The sequence below is a fragment of the Bradyrhizobium sp. ISRA430 genome (genome assembly GCF_029909975.1).
Classification (GTDB): domain Bacteria; phylum Pseudomonadota; class Alphaproteobacteria; order Rhizobiales; family Xanthobacteraceae; genus Bradyrhizobium.
Window position 1 is genome coordinate 1489601 of record NZ_CP094516.1, and the last position, 17284, is coordinate 1506884.

A 17284-nucleotide genomic window follows, 5' to 3' on the forward strand; every position below is an offset into this window, starting at 1 on the left:
CCACGCGGCTCCCAGATTCGTGCATGTGCTGGCCGATTCCTCCGAGAAACTCGTAGGCGTTTGCTCGATCCTCGAAAAGCAATTCACCGTCGCGGGTGAACGACTCGACGCCGAAGCCAGGCTCCCGCAAGTGCCTTTCGCCGTGGTCATCCGCGCGGACCTGCGTGCTCTCGAAAACATCGCAGCGATCAAGAAGCGGGCAGCCAAGCTGGCAAAGGCCAAGAAGCGCATCTTTTTGGTCGAGGACACGTCCCACATCTGCATCTCGCAGGCTTACGCCCTCGGGGCGACGCTCGTCCTTCCCGGAACGACCAACAAAGCAAAACTGCTGACGGTACTGGCTGATCGCGCCGAACCAGCGGCCGCGGCGTCAGGCGATGCGTCGCAACCGGACAATGCCGTCGAAAGTGCGGCGACCACCATCGCCTCGATGTTCACCGCCGTGACACTCGGCCAGCCGATCGACATGGATGGAGCGAAAGAAGCCGGCGGAAAGATCGCCAATCGCATTGCCGAACACGGGCTATCCGAATGGCTTACCACGGTGCGGCGTCATCACGAGGGCACCTACCAGCACTGTCTGCTCGTAACCGGCGTAGCAATCGACTTCGGATTGAGCCTCGGCGTCAGGCGGAGCGATCTCGAGCGGCTCTATTCGGCCGCCATGTTCCACGACATCGGCAAGGCCCGGATTCCGCTGACGATCCTGGACAAGCCCGGGCGTCTGGATGCCGAGGAAAGGTCCCTGATCGAGACTCATCCGGCTGCGGGCTATGATTTCCTGAAGGACCACAAGGATATTTCGCCCGAGATCCTCGATGCCGTGCGGCATCATCACGAATACCTCGACGGCAGCGGCTATCCCGATGCGCTCTGCGGCGAGAGCATCAGCGACGTCGTTCGCATCCTCACGATTTCGGACATCTTCGCAGCGCTGATCGAACATCGGCACTACAAGCCGACGATGCCGCGCGAAGAGGCTTACAACATTCTGTGCGGAATGAGGGGAAAGCTGGAAAAGGCGCTCCTCACCTCGTTCAAGAACGTCGCGCTCACAAGGTGAGCGTGTGCACTCGATCAGCCTGCTAAGGGCACGAGCGTTGCGAGACGGGCCTAGTGTGTGGCCCGGTATCTGGCGCGGCGCGGAATCGACCGGCACGCCAATCCTTCCGCGAGCCGCTTCATATCCTGGCGTTTGCCGCTGCGGATCAGCCGGCCGAACTCTTCGGGTGTAAAAGGAAGACTTGGATCATCATCAACGGGGGGCCGCACTCGCGGACCAAAGAACCGTCGAACCAGGCTAGCCAGCCGCCGCATATCAATTCCCTCGCGCCAGCAACAAACCTTTCACGTCCGATATTGTTCCTCCCGCGCAATCGAGATTGCAAGAGCCGACAAGTTGTCCGCATCAAAAATTTCCTGCGGAGAATAATCTCCTCCGCCGCGGGCGGCGCACTCTCTCAGTCGGCGAAGCCGACGAACCGCACGAACTCGCCATTGCGCTCGCGATCCGAGCGCACTGCGTTCGCAGCAAATGTGTCATCCGGATATCCCATTGCGACACAGGTCATGATGACTTCATCATGCGGAATCCTGGCGACCTCGCGCACGATGTCGGAGCGCATGATACCCTGCCCGTTGATCACGGAGCCGATGCCGCGATCCCAGGCCGCGAGCACGATGCCGTAGCAGAGCGCGCCGAGATCGAAATGGCAGACGGCGCCGGGGTCGAGCACGCGGTCATAGGTCAGCACCAGCGAGACCGGCGCGTCGAATTGGCGAAAGCCACGTAACACCCAGTCCTGTCGCATCGGTTTGTCGTCGCGCGCGATCCCCATCGCGCCGAACAGTTTCTTTGCGATGTCGACCTGCCGCGTGCGATGAACGCCCTGATACTCGCCATGGCTGACGATGTCGCGGTTGACCTTGGCGCCGGCCATCATCTCTTCCATGTTGCGGCGGCGCACCTGTTCCAGCGGCGCGCCGGTGAGCACGTGGATATGCCAAGGCTGGGTGTTCATCGATGACGGCGCGCGCTTGGCCGTTTCGATGATCGCCTCGATCACGGCGCGCGGCACCGGCTCATTTTTGAAGCCACGCACGCTGCGGCGCGACTGGACCAGCGTTTCAAATTCCACCTGACGAAACCTCCCCTGCCCGTTCTTTTGCGGCATCGCAACGGAGCTCCGGTTGCCGATGCGGCGCGCAAAATCTATGCTACCCGACAAGCAAGACCAAGAACCCCTGTGAGGACCCGCCATGGCAGCGCCGCTCGATCCCGTCATCGCCCAGATCATTCCGATGCTGCCGCTGCGCGATCCCGCAACGATGACGCCACAAAGCGCCCGCGATTCCTTGCGCGCATTGGCTGCTGCACGCGCCGCGGTGCCCCCGCCACCGGTCGATACCGTGCAGGATATCAAGGTTAAGGGCGGCGCCGGTCAGCTCGATGCGCGCGTTTATCGGATCGGCTCGGGCCCCACGCCGACCGTGGTCTTCTTTCACGGCGGCGGATGGGTCGCGGGCGATCTGGAAACCCACGACAGGCAGGCGCGATGGCTGGCGATCGAGACCGGCGCGGTCGTGGTGTCCGTGGACTATCGGCGGCCGCCCGAGACGCGCTTTCCCGGCGCGTTCGAGGACGCCTTTGCCGCGGCGCGCGACGTATTCGACCGCGTCACGGAATTTGGCGGAGATCCGAAGCGGCTCGGCGTCGCCGGCGACAGCGCCGGCGGCAATCTCGCGGCGACGACTGCGATCGCCTGCCGCGATGCCGGCATCAAGCTCGCTGCACAGCTCTTGGTCTATCCCGTGACCGACGTCGTCGGTAGCTACGCCGATGCGCGGGAGAACACGCGATTTCCGTCGCGCGCAGAGAATGCGGAAGGCTATTTCCTGTCGCGCGCCGTGATGGAATGGTTTTGCGGCCACTATCTCGCCGATCCCGGCCACGCCGCGGACTGGCGGGTCTCGCCGCTGCGCGCGGCGTCTCTTGCCGGCGTCGCGCCCGCGATCGTGACGACAGCCTGGTTCGATCCGCTGCGCGACGAAGGGACGGCCTATGCACGGGCGCTGGAGGCGGCCGGCGTGCGGGTGAAGCATCACGAAGGCGCCGGCCTGATCCACGGCTATTTCGGCCTTGGTGATGCGTCCGAGGTCGCCCGCACTGAGGCGCAGCGTGCACGCACCGACTTCAAGGCACTGCTAGCCCGCGGCGTTCGAAGCGGCTAAGCGCGAGGCGCCCGCTGCGGAGCCGTATGGCCCCAGGCCTCGTCCCAATCCTGGCCGGACGCATCGACCGCCCGACCATCGGCCTCGAAGAACTTGTTGGGCACCTGGAAGATCGCAAGGATCAGTGCGCCCTCCGGGCACCAGGCGGCATGACGGCTGCCCGCCTCGCGCCAGATGAATTCGCCGGCCTTGCAGGCGATGCCCTTGGCAGGTCCCTCCTTGTCGACGAGCGCGCCTTCGATCACATAGCTCTGCTCGATGCCGACATGCTCATGATCAGGCAGCACCGCCCCCGGCGCAAAGCGCATCAGGGCTGTCATCAAACCCGTGCTGCGATCGAACAGCAACGTCTTAGCCTCGCACCCCGGAAAGCGCGTTTGCTGCCAGTCCATGATTTGGGGCTGAACGAGATGGGAATGCTGGTCGGTGGTTTGCGGGCCTGTCACGGCATCCATCGCAATGCTCCCTTCCTGCTGGAATGGGCTGAGGCTAACAGGTTTGTGGTGACCGGTCAGCGCGCAGTGCAGCACGTGCCCGGCGAGGCGATGGCAATCTCCGCACATCGGAAAAATTGAGGCGGATACCAAGAGCGAGCGCTGATCCTGCTTGATTGCGCCATGATTCCGAGTTCCAATTCGGACAGGCCATTTTGGTCTAGGGAGACACCCATCATGAAGCGGATTTTTCTGGCTGCCATCATCGCCACCTTCGCGGCCGGCTCGGCCTTCGCGGAGGACACCTGCGAGAGCAAGGCCGTGGGCAAGGACGGCAAGCCGCTCGCCGGCGCTGCCAAGACGTCGTTCCTGAAGAAGTGCAAGCAGGAGGTCTGCGCGCCCAAGGCCGTCGGCTCCGACGGCAAGCCGCTCGCCGGCGCGGCCAAGAACAGCTTCATGAAGAAGTGCGAGGTCAGCGCCTAAGGCGCGCCACGGCGACACTCTGCTCCCTCGCCCCGTACCTACGGGGAGAGGGTTGGGGTGAGGCGCTGCATCCACAATCACGGTGACAGTCGGACCAGCGGAAGGCCCCTCACCCGAATTCGATCTACGATCGAATTCGAGCTCTCCCCCGCAAGCGGGGCGAGGTAAGGCGGCGGCATCGGTTCAAGCCCGTTCAACAGTCCCTACTCCCGCTTGAAGCGGTAGTCGAAAGCGCTCCCGAGCGGCTTGATCCACCCTGCCGTCGGCGCCGGAAAATGGATCGGCAGGATCAGCGTATCGGTATCGGCGACGGAGGCGAAGAACTTTCGCCGTGACACTGCCGACTGCCTGGGATCCCAATCCGGCTTCGCCGACCAGTCCGGCTCGCGGCACTGGATCTGGTGATGCATGAGGTCGCCGGCGACCACCGCGCGCTGCCCCTTCGAAAATATGTTCACGCAGCAATGGCAGGGCGAATGCCCTGGCGTCGGCGTCAGTGTGACGGTGTCGTCGAGCGCGTAGTCGTCGTCGACCAGGAGCGCCTGCCCGGCCTCGACGATCGGCAGGCAGTTGTCGCGGAAGACGGTGCCGGGCGGATTGTTGCCCTTGGCGTGCTCCGCCTCCCAGGCGGCATACTCGCCTCTGTGGAAGACATATTTCGCGTTGGGGAACGTCGGCACCCAGCGGCCGTCGCGCAGCATCGTGTTCCAGCCGGTGTGATCGATGTGGAGATGGGTACAGAAGACGTAGTCTATGTGCCCGAAGCTGATGCCGAGCGCAAACAACTCGTTGCGCCAGCGCTCCTTGCCGGGAAAGTCGAACGGCGGCGGATGACCCTTGTCCTCCCCGGTGCAGGTGTCGACCAAAATGGTGTAGCGCGGCGTGCGCACGACGAAGGTCTGGTAGGTGATGACCATCATGCCGCGCGAGGGGTCGAAGACTTCAGGCTCCATCGTCGGCAGATGGCGCTCGAACACGCCTTCGTCATAGGCCGGGAAGAAATCCTGCGGTCGCCGCCATGGCCCTTCCCGCTCGATCACCGCATCGATGGTGATGTCGCCGATCCTGAGCTGGTTCATCGTCGCGTTGCTCCCGTCTCAAGCGGTGCCGGTCTCAATGCACCCTTCCATGATGCCGTCGATCTCATCGCGCGAGAGAACGCCGATCTCGGCAACGAAGACAATCCGCGTCCGCGGCATCCCCTCGGCCCTTGTCCCGCCCGCAGCCAGCGTCGCCCGCCCGCCGGCGAGTTGGAACACCATCAGCCGCCCGGGCTGCTCGACAGTCTCGAACAATCCCTTCGCCCGCGCGATTTTTGGCGCGAGCCGGCTGATCACGGCTTGCAACCGCCGTAGCGACACCGGCTTGTCCGACGACCAGCTCATGGACTCGAACCGCTCGGCGGCCGGCCGTCTCGGCCCCGGCTCGCGCGGCGCCGGCAGGCGATCGACGTCAGGCGGAAAGAGCAGCGCAGCGGGCACGTCGCCATTGACCGCATCGACCAGGACGGCTGCAGGGCGCATCGCACGGACGGCGTCACGAAACTGCGCACAAGCAGTCGCATCGGCGAGGTCCACCTTGCTCAGCGCGATGATATCGGCGGCCCGTATCTGGGATCGCAGCAGCGCGTCGTCCAGCATGTCGACCGGCATCGCCGCATCGACCACGCACAGCACGATTTCCAGCGGCGCTTCGCGAAAGATCACGGGGTCCATCAGGTTGCGCACGACGTCCGCCGGATCGGCGACGCCGCTGGTTTCGATCACGATGACGTCGGGCTTCGGATCACGCCGAAGCAGCGCGGCGAGCGTGCGCAACAAATCGCCTTCCAGCGTGCAGCAGATGCAGCCGTTGCTGAGGCTCACGACGCCATCGGCAGCGCCCGTGATCAGCTCGGCATCGATATTGATCGCGCCGAAATCGTTGACCACGGCTGCGATCCGCCGCCCTTCGGCGTGCGCCAGGAGATGGTTCACGACCGTGGTCTTGCCCGCCCCGAGGAAGCCAGCCACGAGCAGAACCGGGACGGACACACCCTAGCCCTCGCCGGCGGGCCGGCGCACCGGTCGGCCCGGTCTTGCCGCCACATCCAGCACACCGTCCGCGATCAGCGGATGACCGCTGACGATGAGATGGCGCACGCCCTCCGACGGACGATTCATCGCCGAGAACTCCGCCCGGTCGGTCAGCGTGTTGTAGTCGAACACCACGATGTCGGCATCGGCGCCAGGTGAGAGCCTGCCCTTGGCACGCATCGCGGGCGTGCTGTGCTGGAGGATCTGGGCTGGGATCAGCGAGCATTTGCGGATGCCTTCCAGCAGCGACACCGTCCGCCGCTCCCGCACCCACTCTCGGATGAAGCGCGTGAAGCAGCCGGCCGAGCGCGGATGCGACGTGGCATCCTTGGGCAGCGGCCAGGCATCGCCGGTGTAGACGCTGCCATCGGAGAGCGTCCAGGGCATCGCGTCGGACGCAATCGCGCCGCCGGGATAGAGCACCGAGATGTCGAGGAGATCGCGATGATGCGCATTGTTCTCGAGATCCAGGATGTGCCAGAGCACCAGCGTGGAAGGTTCGGCAGCCTGCGCCGCAAGCAGCTCCTCGCGGTCGCGGAAGCGCCGGCCGTCGGCAACGCGCTGCACCGAGTCATAGCCGGTGCCGTTGCGCGCCTCGAATTCAGGGTCGCTGAAGAACGCCGCCGCGAGCACCGTCGAACCGGTGCCATAGGGGTAGGCCTCGACCGTGATCGGAAGTCCCTGCGCCTGCGCCTTGGCCACCAGCTTTGCACAACGCTCGATATCGGTCTTGCTGGAGGAGTTGAAATGGCAGATGTGCATGTGCGCGCCGGTGGCACCGGCATAGCCGATGAGGCGGATGTAGGCCTCGGCGGCGCTTTCCGGATCGATGCGGGACATGAAGGCGACGTGGGTGAAGGTCGGCACGTCATGCGTGGCCGCCAATTGGCAAACCGCTGTGAGCTCCTGCACGCCGGCGCCCGGGGCATAGGCATTGAGGATGCCGATGCCGATGCCGCCCTCGTTCAGCCCTTCGGCCAGACGATCGAGGATGCCGGCGACCTCCGCATCGCTCGCCACGTTGTCGATCCAGCGGCGATCGCGCATGGCATTGCCGAACGCCTCCAGCGAGCTCTCGGAGTTGGAGCCAGTCATCGCGCCGATGCGCGCGAAAGCCCAGTTGGCGGCGGCGCCGTAGTTCAGCACGCGTCCCTTCGCCGCCTGCTTCCGGTACCATGCCGCGACCGGCAGCACTCCGGCCTCGAGGTCGAGCGTCGTCGTCACGCCGTCGAATGCCTGCATGCGGTCGGCGGGGATCGACTGGCCATGCGCATGCAGGTCGATGAATCCGGGCGCCACGACCAGCCCGGTCGCGTCGATGGTCCGCTCGGCGCCGCCGAGGGAGGTCCCGACCGCGGCGATCCGGCCATCCATCACCGCGACGTCGCCGACGGCGTCCATCCCGCTGGCCGGATCGACCACCCGACCGCCCGTGATCACCAAGCCGCCCATCTCGCAACTCCCGCATCCCAAAAGCCGGCCCCTCCAAGCCCGCAATCAGCTCGGAAGGTGCGCAGAGGAGCGTAACGAGAGGTATCAACGCGTCAAGGCGCGCTCAGGAATGCTAGCTCCGCAATCCCGGCGCTTCCTGGCCGGTGCGGGCGACATATTCGGTGTAGCCGCCGCCATATTGGTGGATGCCTTCGGGCGTCAGCTCCAGCACGCGGTTCGACAGAGTCGCCAAGAAATGCCGGTCGTGCGAGACGAACAGCATGGTGCCCTCGAAATCCGACAGCGCCGTGATCAGCATCTCCTTGGTCGCGAGATCGAGATGGTTGGTCGGCTCGTCCAGCACGAGAAAGTTCGGCGGGTCGAACAGCATCTTCGCCATCACGAGGCGCGCCTTCTCGCCGCCCGAGAGCACCCGGCAGCGCTTCTCGACGTCGTCGCCGGAGAAGCCGAAACAACCGGCGAGCGCGCGCAGACTTCCCTGCCCCGCGGTCGGGAACGCGTCCTCGAGCGACTGGAACACGGTGCGCTCGCCGTCGAGCAGGTCCATCGCATGCTGGGCGAAATAGCCCATCTTGACGCTGCCGCCCAATGCCACCGTGCCTTGATCCGGCTCGCTCGCGCCGGCGACGAGCTTGAGCAGCGTCGACTTGCCCGCACCGTTGACGCCCATCACGCACCAGCGCTCGCGGCGGCGGATCATGAAATCGAGGCCGTCATAGATGCGCTTGGCTCCGTAGCCCTTGTGCACGTTCTTCAAGGCGACGACGTCCTCGCCCGAGCGCGGCGCCGGCGGAAAGTCGAACGCGACGCTCTGGCGGCGGCGCGGCGGCTCGACCCGCTCGATCTTGTCGAGCTTCTTCACCCGGCTCTGCACCTGCGCGGCATGAGACGCGCGCGCCTTGAAGCGCTCGATGAACTTGATCTCCTTGGCGAGCATCGCCTGCTGGCGTTCGAACTGCGCCTGCTGCTGCTTCTCATTCAGCGCACGCTGCTGCTCGTAGAACTCGTAGTCGCCGGAGTAAGTCGTGAGCGAGCCGGAATCGATCTCGACCACCTTGGAGATCACGCGGTTGATGAACTCGCGGTCGTGCGAGGTCATCAGCAGCGTGCCTTCGTAATCGTGCAGGAACTTCTCCAGCCAGATCAGGCTTTCGAGATCGAGGTGGTTACTCGGCTCGTCGAGCAGCATGACATCGGGACGCATCAGGAGAATGCGCGCGAGCGCGACGCGCATCTTCCAGCCGCCGGAGAGCGCGCCGACGTCGCCGTCCATCATCTCCTGACTGAAGCCGAGGCCGGACAGCGCTTCGCGCGCCCGTCCGTCGAGCGCGTAGCCGTCGAGGTCCTCGAAACGGTGCTGCACCTCGCCATAGCGCGCGATGATCTCGTCCATCTCGTCGGCCTTGTCCGGATCGGCCATCGCGGCCTCGAGCTCGCGCAGCTCAGCCGCGACCTCGCTCACCGGGCCCGCGCCATCCATGACCTCCGCCACGGCGCTGCGGCCGGACATTTCGCCGACATCCTGGCTGAAATAACCAATGGTGATGCCGCGATCGATCGAGACCTGTCCTTCGTCAGGCAGCTCCTGTCCCGCGATCATGCGGAACAGCGTCGTCTTGCCGGCGCCGTTCGGGCCGACAAGGCCGATCTTCTCGCCCTTGTTGAGCGCCGCGGAGGCTTCGATGAACAGGATCTGGTGGCCGGCTTGCTTGCTGACGTTGTCGAGGCGGATCATGGGGTTTTTGGGGGATTTTTGCGTTGCAGCGTAATAGGCCATGCCGGCCGCCAGGGGAAGCCCCGGCCGCACCCGGATTCCCCCGTCAAACGCGAAATTCCCGTAATCTGCCCCGAGGCTTACGGCTTATAGACCTCGACCGTCTGCATCATGCCCATCTCCTCATGGTTCATCATGTGGCAGTGGAGCATGAAGACGCCGGGGAAATCGAGGAAGCGGGAGCGGAACACGACCTGGCCGCCCTTGCGCTCCACGATCACGGAGTCCCGGCAACGGCCGCTCACCGGTGCCGGGCACGCAGGCGCAGGCCGGTGCGCTCGTCGAAGCCTGGGTGAAGACCGGAGCCGCCTGCCCGGCGCCGTGACGAGGCGCTGGGGCGAGTACTCGTAGACGTCAGCTTCCGAGAGAAAAGCGGAGGTCGCCCGCTCGTCACCGATGGCTGGGCGCATACGCGCCGTGATGATATTATTTCATTTGTGGGCAACGCCATCCAATGGGTTTCCCGATGTCGGTCCAGATCGGCAGACGGACATTCCTCGGCGCGTTATCCGGCGCGGCGGTCACGTGGCCGGTATGGGCGCAAGGCTTGGGAAAGGAGCGGCCGCGTGTCGCTTGGCTATCGGGATCAGCAAGCAGGTTGGCCAAGTTCTTTGCAGATGATCTCGTGGCCGGCATGCGGGACTTCGGTTATATCGAGAGCCGCGACTTCGAGTTTGTACCTCGTTACGCCGAGGGATTTCAGGATCGGCTCACGGCACTCGCCCAGGAGATCGTTGCTCTCAAACCCTCTGTAATCGTAGCTGCTGCCGTTAACGCCGCAGTTCCAGCACGCGCCGCGTCACAGGTAATCCCCATTGTCTGTCCGGCGCTGGCCGATGCCGTCCACCTCGGCTTGATCGCGAGCGAAGCAAGGCCGGGCGGCAATGTCACGGGGATCGAACCCTATGTCACCGGATTGCCGGCCAAGCAGTTGGAGGTCGCCCGCGAGGTCGTGCCAGGGGCAAGACGAATCGGTCTTCTCACCAATCTCAAGGATCCGAAAGCTCCGCCGCAGCGACAGGAATTGGCAGGGGCGGCAAAGGCGATGGGATTGGCAATCGCGGAAGCCGATATCAGCAGTCCGGTAGAAATCGAACGCGCTATGCAGGCGCTGGCAAGCCTCCAGGTCGATGCCGTCATCGTCCTGCAGACCGGGCTCTTGTTGAGTGTGGGACCGCAAATTGCCCAACTGGCCGCGACGAAACGGCTGCCGACAATTTACGGCTATCGAGAACACGTGATGGACGGCGGGCTGATCAGCTACGGCGTGGATTTGCGCTGGTGCTATCACCGAGCCGCCTATTTCGTGGACAAGATTTTGCACGGCACTCCGCCAGGCGAACTCCCGGTGGAATTTCCAACCAAAATGACCTTGTCGATCAATCTCAAAGCGGCGAAAGCGCTCGGCTTAACATTGCCGCCAACCTTGTTGAGCTTTGCCGACGAAGTGATCGAATAGAGATCCTATTGGTGCAGCGCATGAGTCCGAGTTTGGCCCAAGCCGAGCGGTATTTAAAGGATCGTGCTGTCGGCCATCGGCGGCAATCCGGACGCCGGGTTGCACTTGCCTCAACCGCCGCTTCTGACCCCAAAGCGGAATTCGGCCAGAAGCCGGGCGGCTTCTGTCGGGCTCCGTAGCGCGTAATCCCGATCACCGAGATTTCGTACGCTCATGGATGGCAGGTCGGCTTCAGATGCGGTTGTTGCCGCCAAAGCGCGGCTTCGCGTGAAGTTGCGCTCTCTCGCTACGGCGACGAAGGCAAGTCAATCACTGGCGTCGCCCCGATTGATTCATCAACCTACCTTATAAGTCCAATCATAATTTATCATCTAATCGCATGAGAGGAAACGCCTTAGGGTTTGACCTGTGTCTTTCCAGATTGCGTCCGGCCGTGATCGCTCGGAAACGCACAGGAGAATAAACAATGCAGACTCGTGCGGTTGGCAACTGCGGACTTGCGGTCTCGGCTATCGGCCTCGGCTGCATGGGCCTGAATTACCATCGCGGTCCGGCCCCGGACCGCAATGAGATGATTGCGTTCGTGCGCGCGGCAGTGGAGCGCGGTGTCACCTTCTTTGACACGGCCGAGGTCTATGGCCCGCTCACGAACGAAGAACTCGTAGGTGAGGCTTTGGAGCCATTCGGCCAGGAGGTCGTCATCGCCACCAAGTTCGGCCACGATTTAAGTCAGACGAGGCCGAGCGGCCTGGACAGCCGCCCCGAGACCATCCGAAAGGCGGTGGAAGGTTCGCTGAAACGGCTGCGCGTCGAGATGATCGATCTCTATTATCAGCACCGGGTCGATCCCGACATGCCGATCGAGGACGTCGCCGGCGCGGTGAAAGATCTCATCGTACAAGGCAAAGTCAAGCATTTTGGGCTCAGTGAGGCGGCCGCCTCGACCATCCGCCGTGCGCACGCGGTTCAGCCGGTCGCGGCGATCCAGAGTGAATACTCCCTGTGGTGGCGCGAGCCCGAAGCAGAGGTGCTGCCGGTTTGCGCGGAGCTTGGGATCGGTTTCGTCCCCTATAGCCCGCTTGGGAGGGGATTCCTCACCGGCAAGATCGACGAGACGACCACCTTCGGCGGCAACGATAACCGCACGAGCCTGCCGCGCTTCGCGCCAGAGGCTCTCAGGGCGAACCGTCCCGTGGTCGAATTACTGGAGACGATTGGAAAGCGGAAGCACGCGACGCCGGCGCAGATCGCGCTCGCCTGGCTGCTGGCGCAGAAGCCCTGGATCGTCCCGATTCCAGGCACCACGAAGCGCAACCGGCTCGATGAGAACATTGGCGCGGCCGCAGTCGAGCTCACGCCCGACGATTTGCGGCAGATCGAGGAGGCCGCCGCCAGGATCACCATACAAGGCGACCGCTATCCCCCGGCAGAATCCGTGCGCACGGAGCGCTGACGGCATGGACGCCGCAACCACTAAAGGAGATAGCGACATGAACATTTCATTCGAAGGTAAGGTCGCTCTGGTGACCGGCGCAGCTTCCGGTATCGGTCTCGCAACCGCAAGAGCTTTCGCAGAATCGGGGGCGTCTGTCGCGCTCGCGGACTGGAACGAGAATACGGCACGCGCTGCCGTCGACGAGCTCACTGCTCGAGGTCACAAAGCGATCAGCATCCGTTGCAATGTGGCCGATGATGCTGAGGTCGAAGCCATGGTCTCAAAGACGGTCGAAACTTTCGGTCGGCTCGATGCCGCCTACAACAACGCCGGCGTCCAGAATGTGCTCGCAGAAACCGCTGACACTAACCGCGAGGATTATGATCGTGTCATGGGAGTCAATCTGCGCGGCATATGGAGCTGCATGAAGTTCGAATTGCAGCAGATGCGCAAGCAGGGCAGCGGCGCCATCGTCAATTGCTCGTCTCTCGGCGGTCTCGTCGGAGGTGTAGAACGCGGGATCTATCACGCCGCCAAGCACGGTATCCATGGGTTCACTAAAAGCGCAGCGCTCGAATATGGAACGCGGGGCATCCGCGTTAATGCCGTTTGCCCGGGATTGATATGGACACCGATGGTGGACCAGATGGTGGCCGGCGGGCAAGGCGATGCGCTCAAGGCCATGGAAAAAAGCATTCCGATGGGGCGTGTCGGACGCCCCGAGGAAATCGCGAATGCGGTTCTGTGGCTATGCAGCGAGGCCGCGAGCTATGTGACCGGCCAGTCCATCTCGGTGGACGGCGGCTTCGTCATGCGTTGATCGAACTGTCGAGCAGGTGAGCCCGTCAAGTGTTTCGAAAAACATAACGCAATTCGCAACCGACGTTGACACGACATTCAGCGATCGGCTTCGTCATTGTCGCTGCGCGGCCTCGGTAAGGTCTGGCGCTGAGCGTATTGCCCTCGCGCGTCGCCTAAGTCCCGCTTTTTGGCCCAAGGCCGACATGCAGACGCATCGGCTTCAACGTCGCCTTGTAACAGCAAAAGCGGACGCGGCGACGACTATATGAGACGCCCTAGGCCCGCCGCATCAGCTTGAGCGAAGCGGCAAGGCGCAGGCTGCGCTTGCCTGCGAGGCCGCGGATCAGGAGTAGCTGCCAGGTTCACAATATAACTTTCTTCGGACCAGATTGGCGCTGTCTCGTTAGCTGCTGTCATTCTTCGGGCAATCCCGCCTTCCTAAGTCCTTCGACGATCCGCTGATACTGGGCGACAAAAACCGGATTGTCCGAATAACCCTCATTGGCCCATTTCTTCACCGTGTAATTCGGCATTAGCCTGTTCAGATCGGCCATCGCGGCACGCGCGTTATCCTTTTGCCCTTTCCAGCCATAGGCAGAGATCAGGTCAATATAGGCATACCAAAGAAGCGGATTAGCGGCGATCGACTTGCTACACCAATCGATCGCTTCGTCGTCGTGACCGAGATGCGTATGTGCGTGACAGATAAAGTATAGCCAACCGCTCAGGAGCGGGTCGCGCGGACTCAGCCGGATGGCGGTTTCGACCGGCGCGAACAACTGCTCCGCGCGCCCTGCAAATAGCTTGGTAAGGCCACCTGCCGCATAGGCGTTCGCGAGATTTCGGTCCAGATTGATAGCTGTCTCGTATTCCGCGATCGACTGCTCAAACTGTTTCCGCACCCGCAAGATCTGGCCTTTGGTATCGTGTACCAGAGCATTGTCGGGCGCGCTCAAGAGTACCTGCCTCAGCGCTTCATCAGCGCGGGCGAGGTCAGCGGCGGGGGCATCGCTAAAACGATTTGCCACATCATTCACAAGCGTGCGCGCCAGGCCGTGCAGCGCCTCCGGAGATTGCGGATTGATGCGTAGTGCCCGCTCAAACAGCATCCGCGCTTCGGCCGACTGCTGACGAGATCGCGGTCTGTTAAAGGCGGCCCAGCCTCGCATGGCAAGTTCGGCCGCATCAGGGTTGTCCGGATGCTCACGCTCTGCACGCTGGCTTTCGGCCCTGATCAGTTCCAGGTTCAGGGTCCCGGCGATGCGAGCGGTGACCTCGTTCTGCAGTTTGAAGATGTCTGTGCGATCCTTGTCGAACCGATCAGCCCAAATGTGTGCGCCGGTTTCCGCGTTGATGAGCTGCGTATTTACTCGGACTTGGTCTCCGTCCCGCCGCACGCTGCCCTCTAGAGCGTATCGCACATTCAACTCGCGGCCGACCTGTTTGATGTCTACCGCCTTCCCCTTGAAGGTAAACGCAGTGTTGCGGGCGATCACGAAGCTACCTGAGATGCGTGACAAGTCGGTCGTCAGATCGTCGGTAATCCCGTCCGCGAAGTATTCTTGATCTGGATCGCTGCTCAAGTTCGCGAAGGGCAACACAACAATCGAGAAGCGTGGCGCGGGGCTTGCGTGAGAAATCGCGGCAACGCTCTTGGCGCTGTTCGTAGCAATAGAGGCCGATGAGGGGGTGCCAGGGTTCGATCGAAACCACCAAGCGGCTACTGTGACACCGCCGACGAGTGCCAGGACGATCGCGGCGCTAGTCCAAAGAAATCTCCGTGGCGTCGACCTTGGGGCGGCAGGCGCCTCCGGAGGAGCCGGCAGACTAGCCAGAACATCGGGCTGCAAGGCGAAGACGTGCACGGGGTGAGCGATATTTTTAAGGTTCTGCTCGCCCAGATCGGCGAACTCGACGCCCACCTTGCCCCGCACTTGATCGTAGGCAGAGGACGAGACGCAAATGCCGCCTGGTTCTGCGATGCTCTCAAGCCGCGCCGCTATGTTGACGCCATCTCCAAATATGTCGTGCGGCTCGATGATCACGTCGCCGATATTGACGCCGACGCGGAAAGCAATGCGTGCCCCTTCCGCCTCGCTGATCGCAAGTTCTTTTACACGGGTCTGGAATTGTATAGCAGCTCGAACAGCTTCGACCGCGCTCGGAAATTCCGCCAAGAACCCATCGCCGGTTTTCTTCACGATCCGGCCGCCGTGTTCGGCAACCGCGGGCGTGATGCTCTCCGTGAGAAGTCCGGCCAACTTGGCGTGGGTGACCTCTTCGTTTTCGTGCATGAGTCGCGAATAGCCAGCGACGTCGGCGGCTAGGATCGCCGACAACCTGCGCTCGACCCGGCTTGGCCGCTCCTGCAACATGGCCCGCAGTCCAACTCAGTTACATTTGTACGATGGATCACGCGGCAGCGCCAACGCGCTTTGATGAGATGTCCGCCCAGGGGATCATGTCGATCGTCTGAAATGTCAGCCGCGCTGACCGACATCCGCTCCGGATGGGTGAACAGACATTTGGAAGCGGATGTCGCTTTTTTGACCTCGAAGGAGACTGTCCTGGCCGCCGTGGAAATAGTGCCAGATTAAATCGGCTTTCCACGAGGGGTCGCGGGCATGGGTGTCGGATGAGACGTTCCATGAGGAATTCGTCTTCGCGGCGAAAGGTTAGTCCCCGCTCGATTGATGACGGTTCAGCAGCGCGGTGCCAGCGCAGCTCTCTGCGGTGCCGCAAATCCGGTTCTGGGCCCTTAGCCGAAGGTGTCACTGACCATCGGCACATCGGTTCGTTGAGGTAGACCAGACGTCGTTCAGTTCGGCCATCATTGGCAACTTTTGGCCCGGACTACCAAGGGGCATTGAGCGATCGCTCCATGACGATCGTGCGTTCGTCACCATAGTAGCTGTCGCGCACGGCCTTGAACCCAAGCCGCGCGTAAAAGGGCTCGGCGGTGACCGACGAAGGGACGGTCAACGAAGAGATGTTTCGTTCACGCGCTGTGCGCTCAATCTCAGCCATCAGGAGCCTGCCAATCCCCTGTGCGTGAACATCGGGAGCCACGAAGACCGTACGGACTACGCTTCCGTCAAGGCTTGCTGTTCCAACGAGGCGGCTGTCAATCGTAGCAACAAAGACGGTGCGCTTGCCGATCAGTTGCAGCACGGCGCTCGGGCTGAAGCTACGCTCGACCCTTTCGATGATCTCGTCTGAATAGTCCTTCGCATTTGCTTCGCGCAGCGCGCGTAAAATGACCGCGCTTATTTCGTCGGCGTCGTCTTCGAGGGCTGGGCGGATCGCGCATTCCATTGATCCCTCCCACCGTTAACTCGAATGATGATCGATTGAATCGAACTTGCAGTGTCGATGCAGGCGATTCATCCGGACGTCCCTTTTCCGACTTGGCGAGAGCGATGGGGCCAGAGGTTCAAAAGCGGAAGCGGCCATGATTGGCCGCAAACCGCATTTTCCGCATATGACCATTGATCCGTTACATCACACCACGGCCCCATAGATACCGCGTGCTATCTCTAAGCGTATCGATAGCTCGTTGACCTGTGTGTAATCGATCTCGGCGCGCGTCAAGCCGATGTCCATCAGCTCCCTGTCACTCAGGTCCTGCAAGCTGGCTCGCAAGCTCTGGCGTTGGCGCCGCTCCTGAAACGCACGCCAATATCGCTGGAGCAAGGCTCGGACGCTCCGCGGCGATGCGATGGATACGTCGAGACCAAGCCCTGCGGCATCGCGCTCGGTCTCGGAACTGATGTTCGTCTGTTGGGGTGGCATCGGATGCTCCTGCTGTTGCGCCGGCAGGGAGCGTGGCCAAACAAAAGGCCCCGTCCGATGCCGGCGGGGCCTGGTGAAAAGATGTCGTCGTCGAACTCCTAGCGCGCGACTCCTTCCACGGCCCAGCCGAAGCGGGTCATGTGAATGCTGTTGAAGTTGCGCACTGATTTGTTCATCACGTGCTGATACCACGACGATCGTCTAAAATCAAGGGATGTGAGGAAGCCCGTTACATCCTGGAGGCGAGTCGCCTCGGCCCAGCGAAATTCTGTGCAGGGTAACCGATAGGTTGCCGCTGGCCTCAACGTCCGCCTTTGGCCCCAGCGAAGCGACGCGCATCTGATGGAG

At 62.6% G+C, this 17284-nt stretch carries 16 protein-coding genes and 1 pseudogene; 7 read left to right on the forward strand and 10 right to left on the reverse strand.

Annotated features, from left to right (window positions below; genetic code table 11):
- Positions 1-19 precede the first annotated feature (19 nt).
- A complete protein-coding gene (locus MTX21_RS07655) occupies positions 20-1063 on the forward strand; it encodes an HD domain-containing phosphohydrolase (RefSeq protein ID WP_280964208.1) in 1044 nt (347 codons plus the stop codon).
- Positions 1064-1460: 397 nt separating this feature from the next.
- Here MTX21_RS07655 and MTX21_RS07660 read toward each other — a convergent pair whose 3' ends face one another.
- Entirely contained in the window at positions 1461-2138 is a 678-nt protein-coding gene (locus MTX21_RS07660) for a nitroreductase (RefSeq protein WP_280964209.1), read from the reverse strand.
- A gap of 121 nt (positions 2139-2259) precedes the next feature.
- On the opposite strand from MTX21_RS07660, the gene MTX21_RS07665 reads away from it, so the two are divergent.
- Positions 2260-3231: an alpha/beta hydrolase gene (locus MTX21_RS07665; protein WP_280964210.1), complete on the forward strand. Its 972-nt coding sequence runs from the start codon at positions 2260-2262 to the stop codon at positions 3229-3231.
- Here the strand turns inward: MTX21_RS07665 and MTX21_RS07670 are convergent.
- A complete protein-coding gene (locus MTX21_RS07670) occupies positions 3228-3686 on the reverse strand; it encodes a cupin domain-containing protein (protein WP_280964211.1) in 459 nt (152 codons plus the stop codon). The genes MTX21_RS07665 and MTX21_RS07670 overlap by 4 nt on opposite strands.
- 216 nt (positions 3687-3902) lie before the next feature.
- Between MTX21_RS07670 and MTX21_RS07675 the strand changes: the two genes are divergently transcribed.
- Positions 3903-4148 (forward strand): hypothetical protein, encoded by a 246-nt coding sequence (locus MTX21_RS07675; protein WP_280964212.1) that lies wholly within the window; start codon positions 3903-3905, stop codon positions 4146-4148.
- 203 nt (positions 4149-4351) lie between these two features.
- Here MTX21_RS07675 and MTX21_RS07680 read toward each other — a convergent pair whose 3' ends face one another.
- The 5 genes from MTX21_RS07680 to MTX21_RS07700 form a co-directional block, all read right to left on the reverse strand.
- Positions 4352-5227 (reverse strand): MBL fold metallo-hydrolase, encoded by an 876-nt coding sequence (locus MTX21_RS07680; RefSeq protein WP_280964213.1) that lies wholly within the window; start codon positions 5225-5227, stop codon positions 4352-4354.
- An 18-nt stretch (positions 5228-5245) separates the two neighbouring features.
- The gene (locus tag MTX21_RS07685) at positions 5246-6181 is read right to left on the reverse strand and encodes a GTP-binding protein (RefSeq protein ID WP_280964214.1); all 936 of its coding nucleotides are present in this window, start codon (positions 6179-6181) and stop codon (positions 5246-5248) included.
- Positions 6182-6184: 3 nt separating this feature from the next.
- The gene (locus MTX21_RS07690; RefSeq protein ID WP_280964215.1) at positions 6185-7675 is read right to left on the reverse strand and encodes an amidohydrolase family protein; all 1491 of its coding nucleotides are present in this window, start codon (positions 7673-7675) and stop codon (positions 6185-6187) included.
- Positions 7676-7787: 112 nt separating this feature from the next.
- Positions 7788-9410: an ABC-F family ATP-binding cassette domain-containing protein gene (locus MTX21_RS07695; protein ID WP_280970996.1), complete on the reverse strand. Its 1623-nt coding sequence runs from the start codon at positions 9408-9410 to the stop codon at positions 7788-7790.
- A gap of 119 nt (positions 9411-9529) precedes the next feature.
- Positions 9530-9664: a multicopper oxidase domain-containing protein gene (locus MTX21_RS07700; protein ID WP_280964216.1), complete on the reverse strand. Its 135-nt coding sequence runs from the start codon at positions 9662-9664 to the stop codon at positions 9530-9532.
- Positions 9665-9675: 11 nt separating this feature from the next.
- On the opposite strand from MTX21_RS07700, the pseudogene MTX21_RS07705 reads away from it, so the two are divergent.
- From MTX21_RS07705 to MTX21_RS07720, 4 genes and pseudogenes are all read left to right on the forward strand, one after another.
- Positions 9676-9774 (forward strand): annotated as a pseudogene (locus MTX21_RS07705) (Isoquinoline 1-oxidoreductase subunit); the annotation flags it as partial.
- 141 nt (positions 9775-9915) lie between these two features.
- Positions 9916-10908, forward strand: a complete 993-nt coding sequence (locus MTX21_RS07710) for an ABC transporter substrate-binding protein (protein WP_280964217.1) — start codon at positions 9916-9918, stop codon at positions 10906-10908.
- Positions 10909-11374: 466 nt separating this feature from the next.
- Complete coding sequence (locus MTX21_RS07715) at positions 11375-12361, forward strand: aldo/keto reductase (protein WP_280964218.1); 987 nt, start codon at positions 11375-11377, stop codon at positions 12359-12361.
- Between the two features lie 37 nt (positions 12362-12398).
- Entirely contained in the window at positions 12399-13163 is a 765-nt protein-coding gene (locus tag MTX21_RS07720; protein ID WP_280964219.1) for an SDR family oxidoreductase, read from the forward strand.
- Between the two features lie 394 nt (positions 13164-13557).
- On the opposite strand, the gene MTX21_RS07725 is transcribed toward MTX21_RS07720, so the two are convergent.
- From MTX21_RS07725 to MTX21_RS07735, 3 genes are all read right to left on the reverse strand, one after another.
- A complete protein-coding gene (locus MTX21_RS07725; protein ID WP_280964220.1) occupies positions 13558-15519 on the reverse strand; it encodes an adenylate/guanylate cyclase domain-containing protein in 1962 nt (653 codons plus the stop codon).
- A 478-nt stretch (positions 15520-15997) separates the two neighbouring features.
- Positions 15998-16459, reverse strand: a complete 462-nt coding sequence (locus MTX21_RS07730) for a GNAT family N-acetyltransferase (protein ID WP_280964221.1) — start codon at positions 16457-16459, stop codon at positions 15998-16000.
- Positions 16460-16645: 186 nt separating this feature from the next.
- Positions 16646-16936: a DUF1127 domain-containing protein gene (locus MTX21_RS07735; protein WP_341510355.1), complete on the reverse strand. Its 291-nt coding sequence runs from the start codon at positions 16934-16936 to the stop codon at positions 16646-16648.
- Positions 16937-17284: the final 348 nt, after the last annotated feature.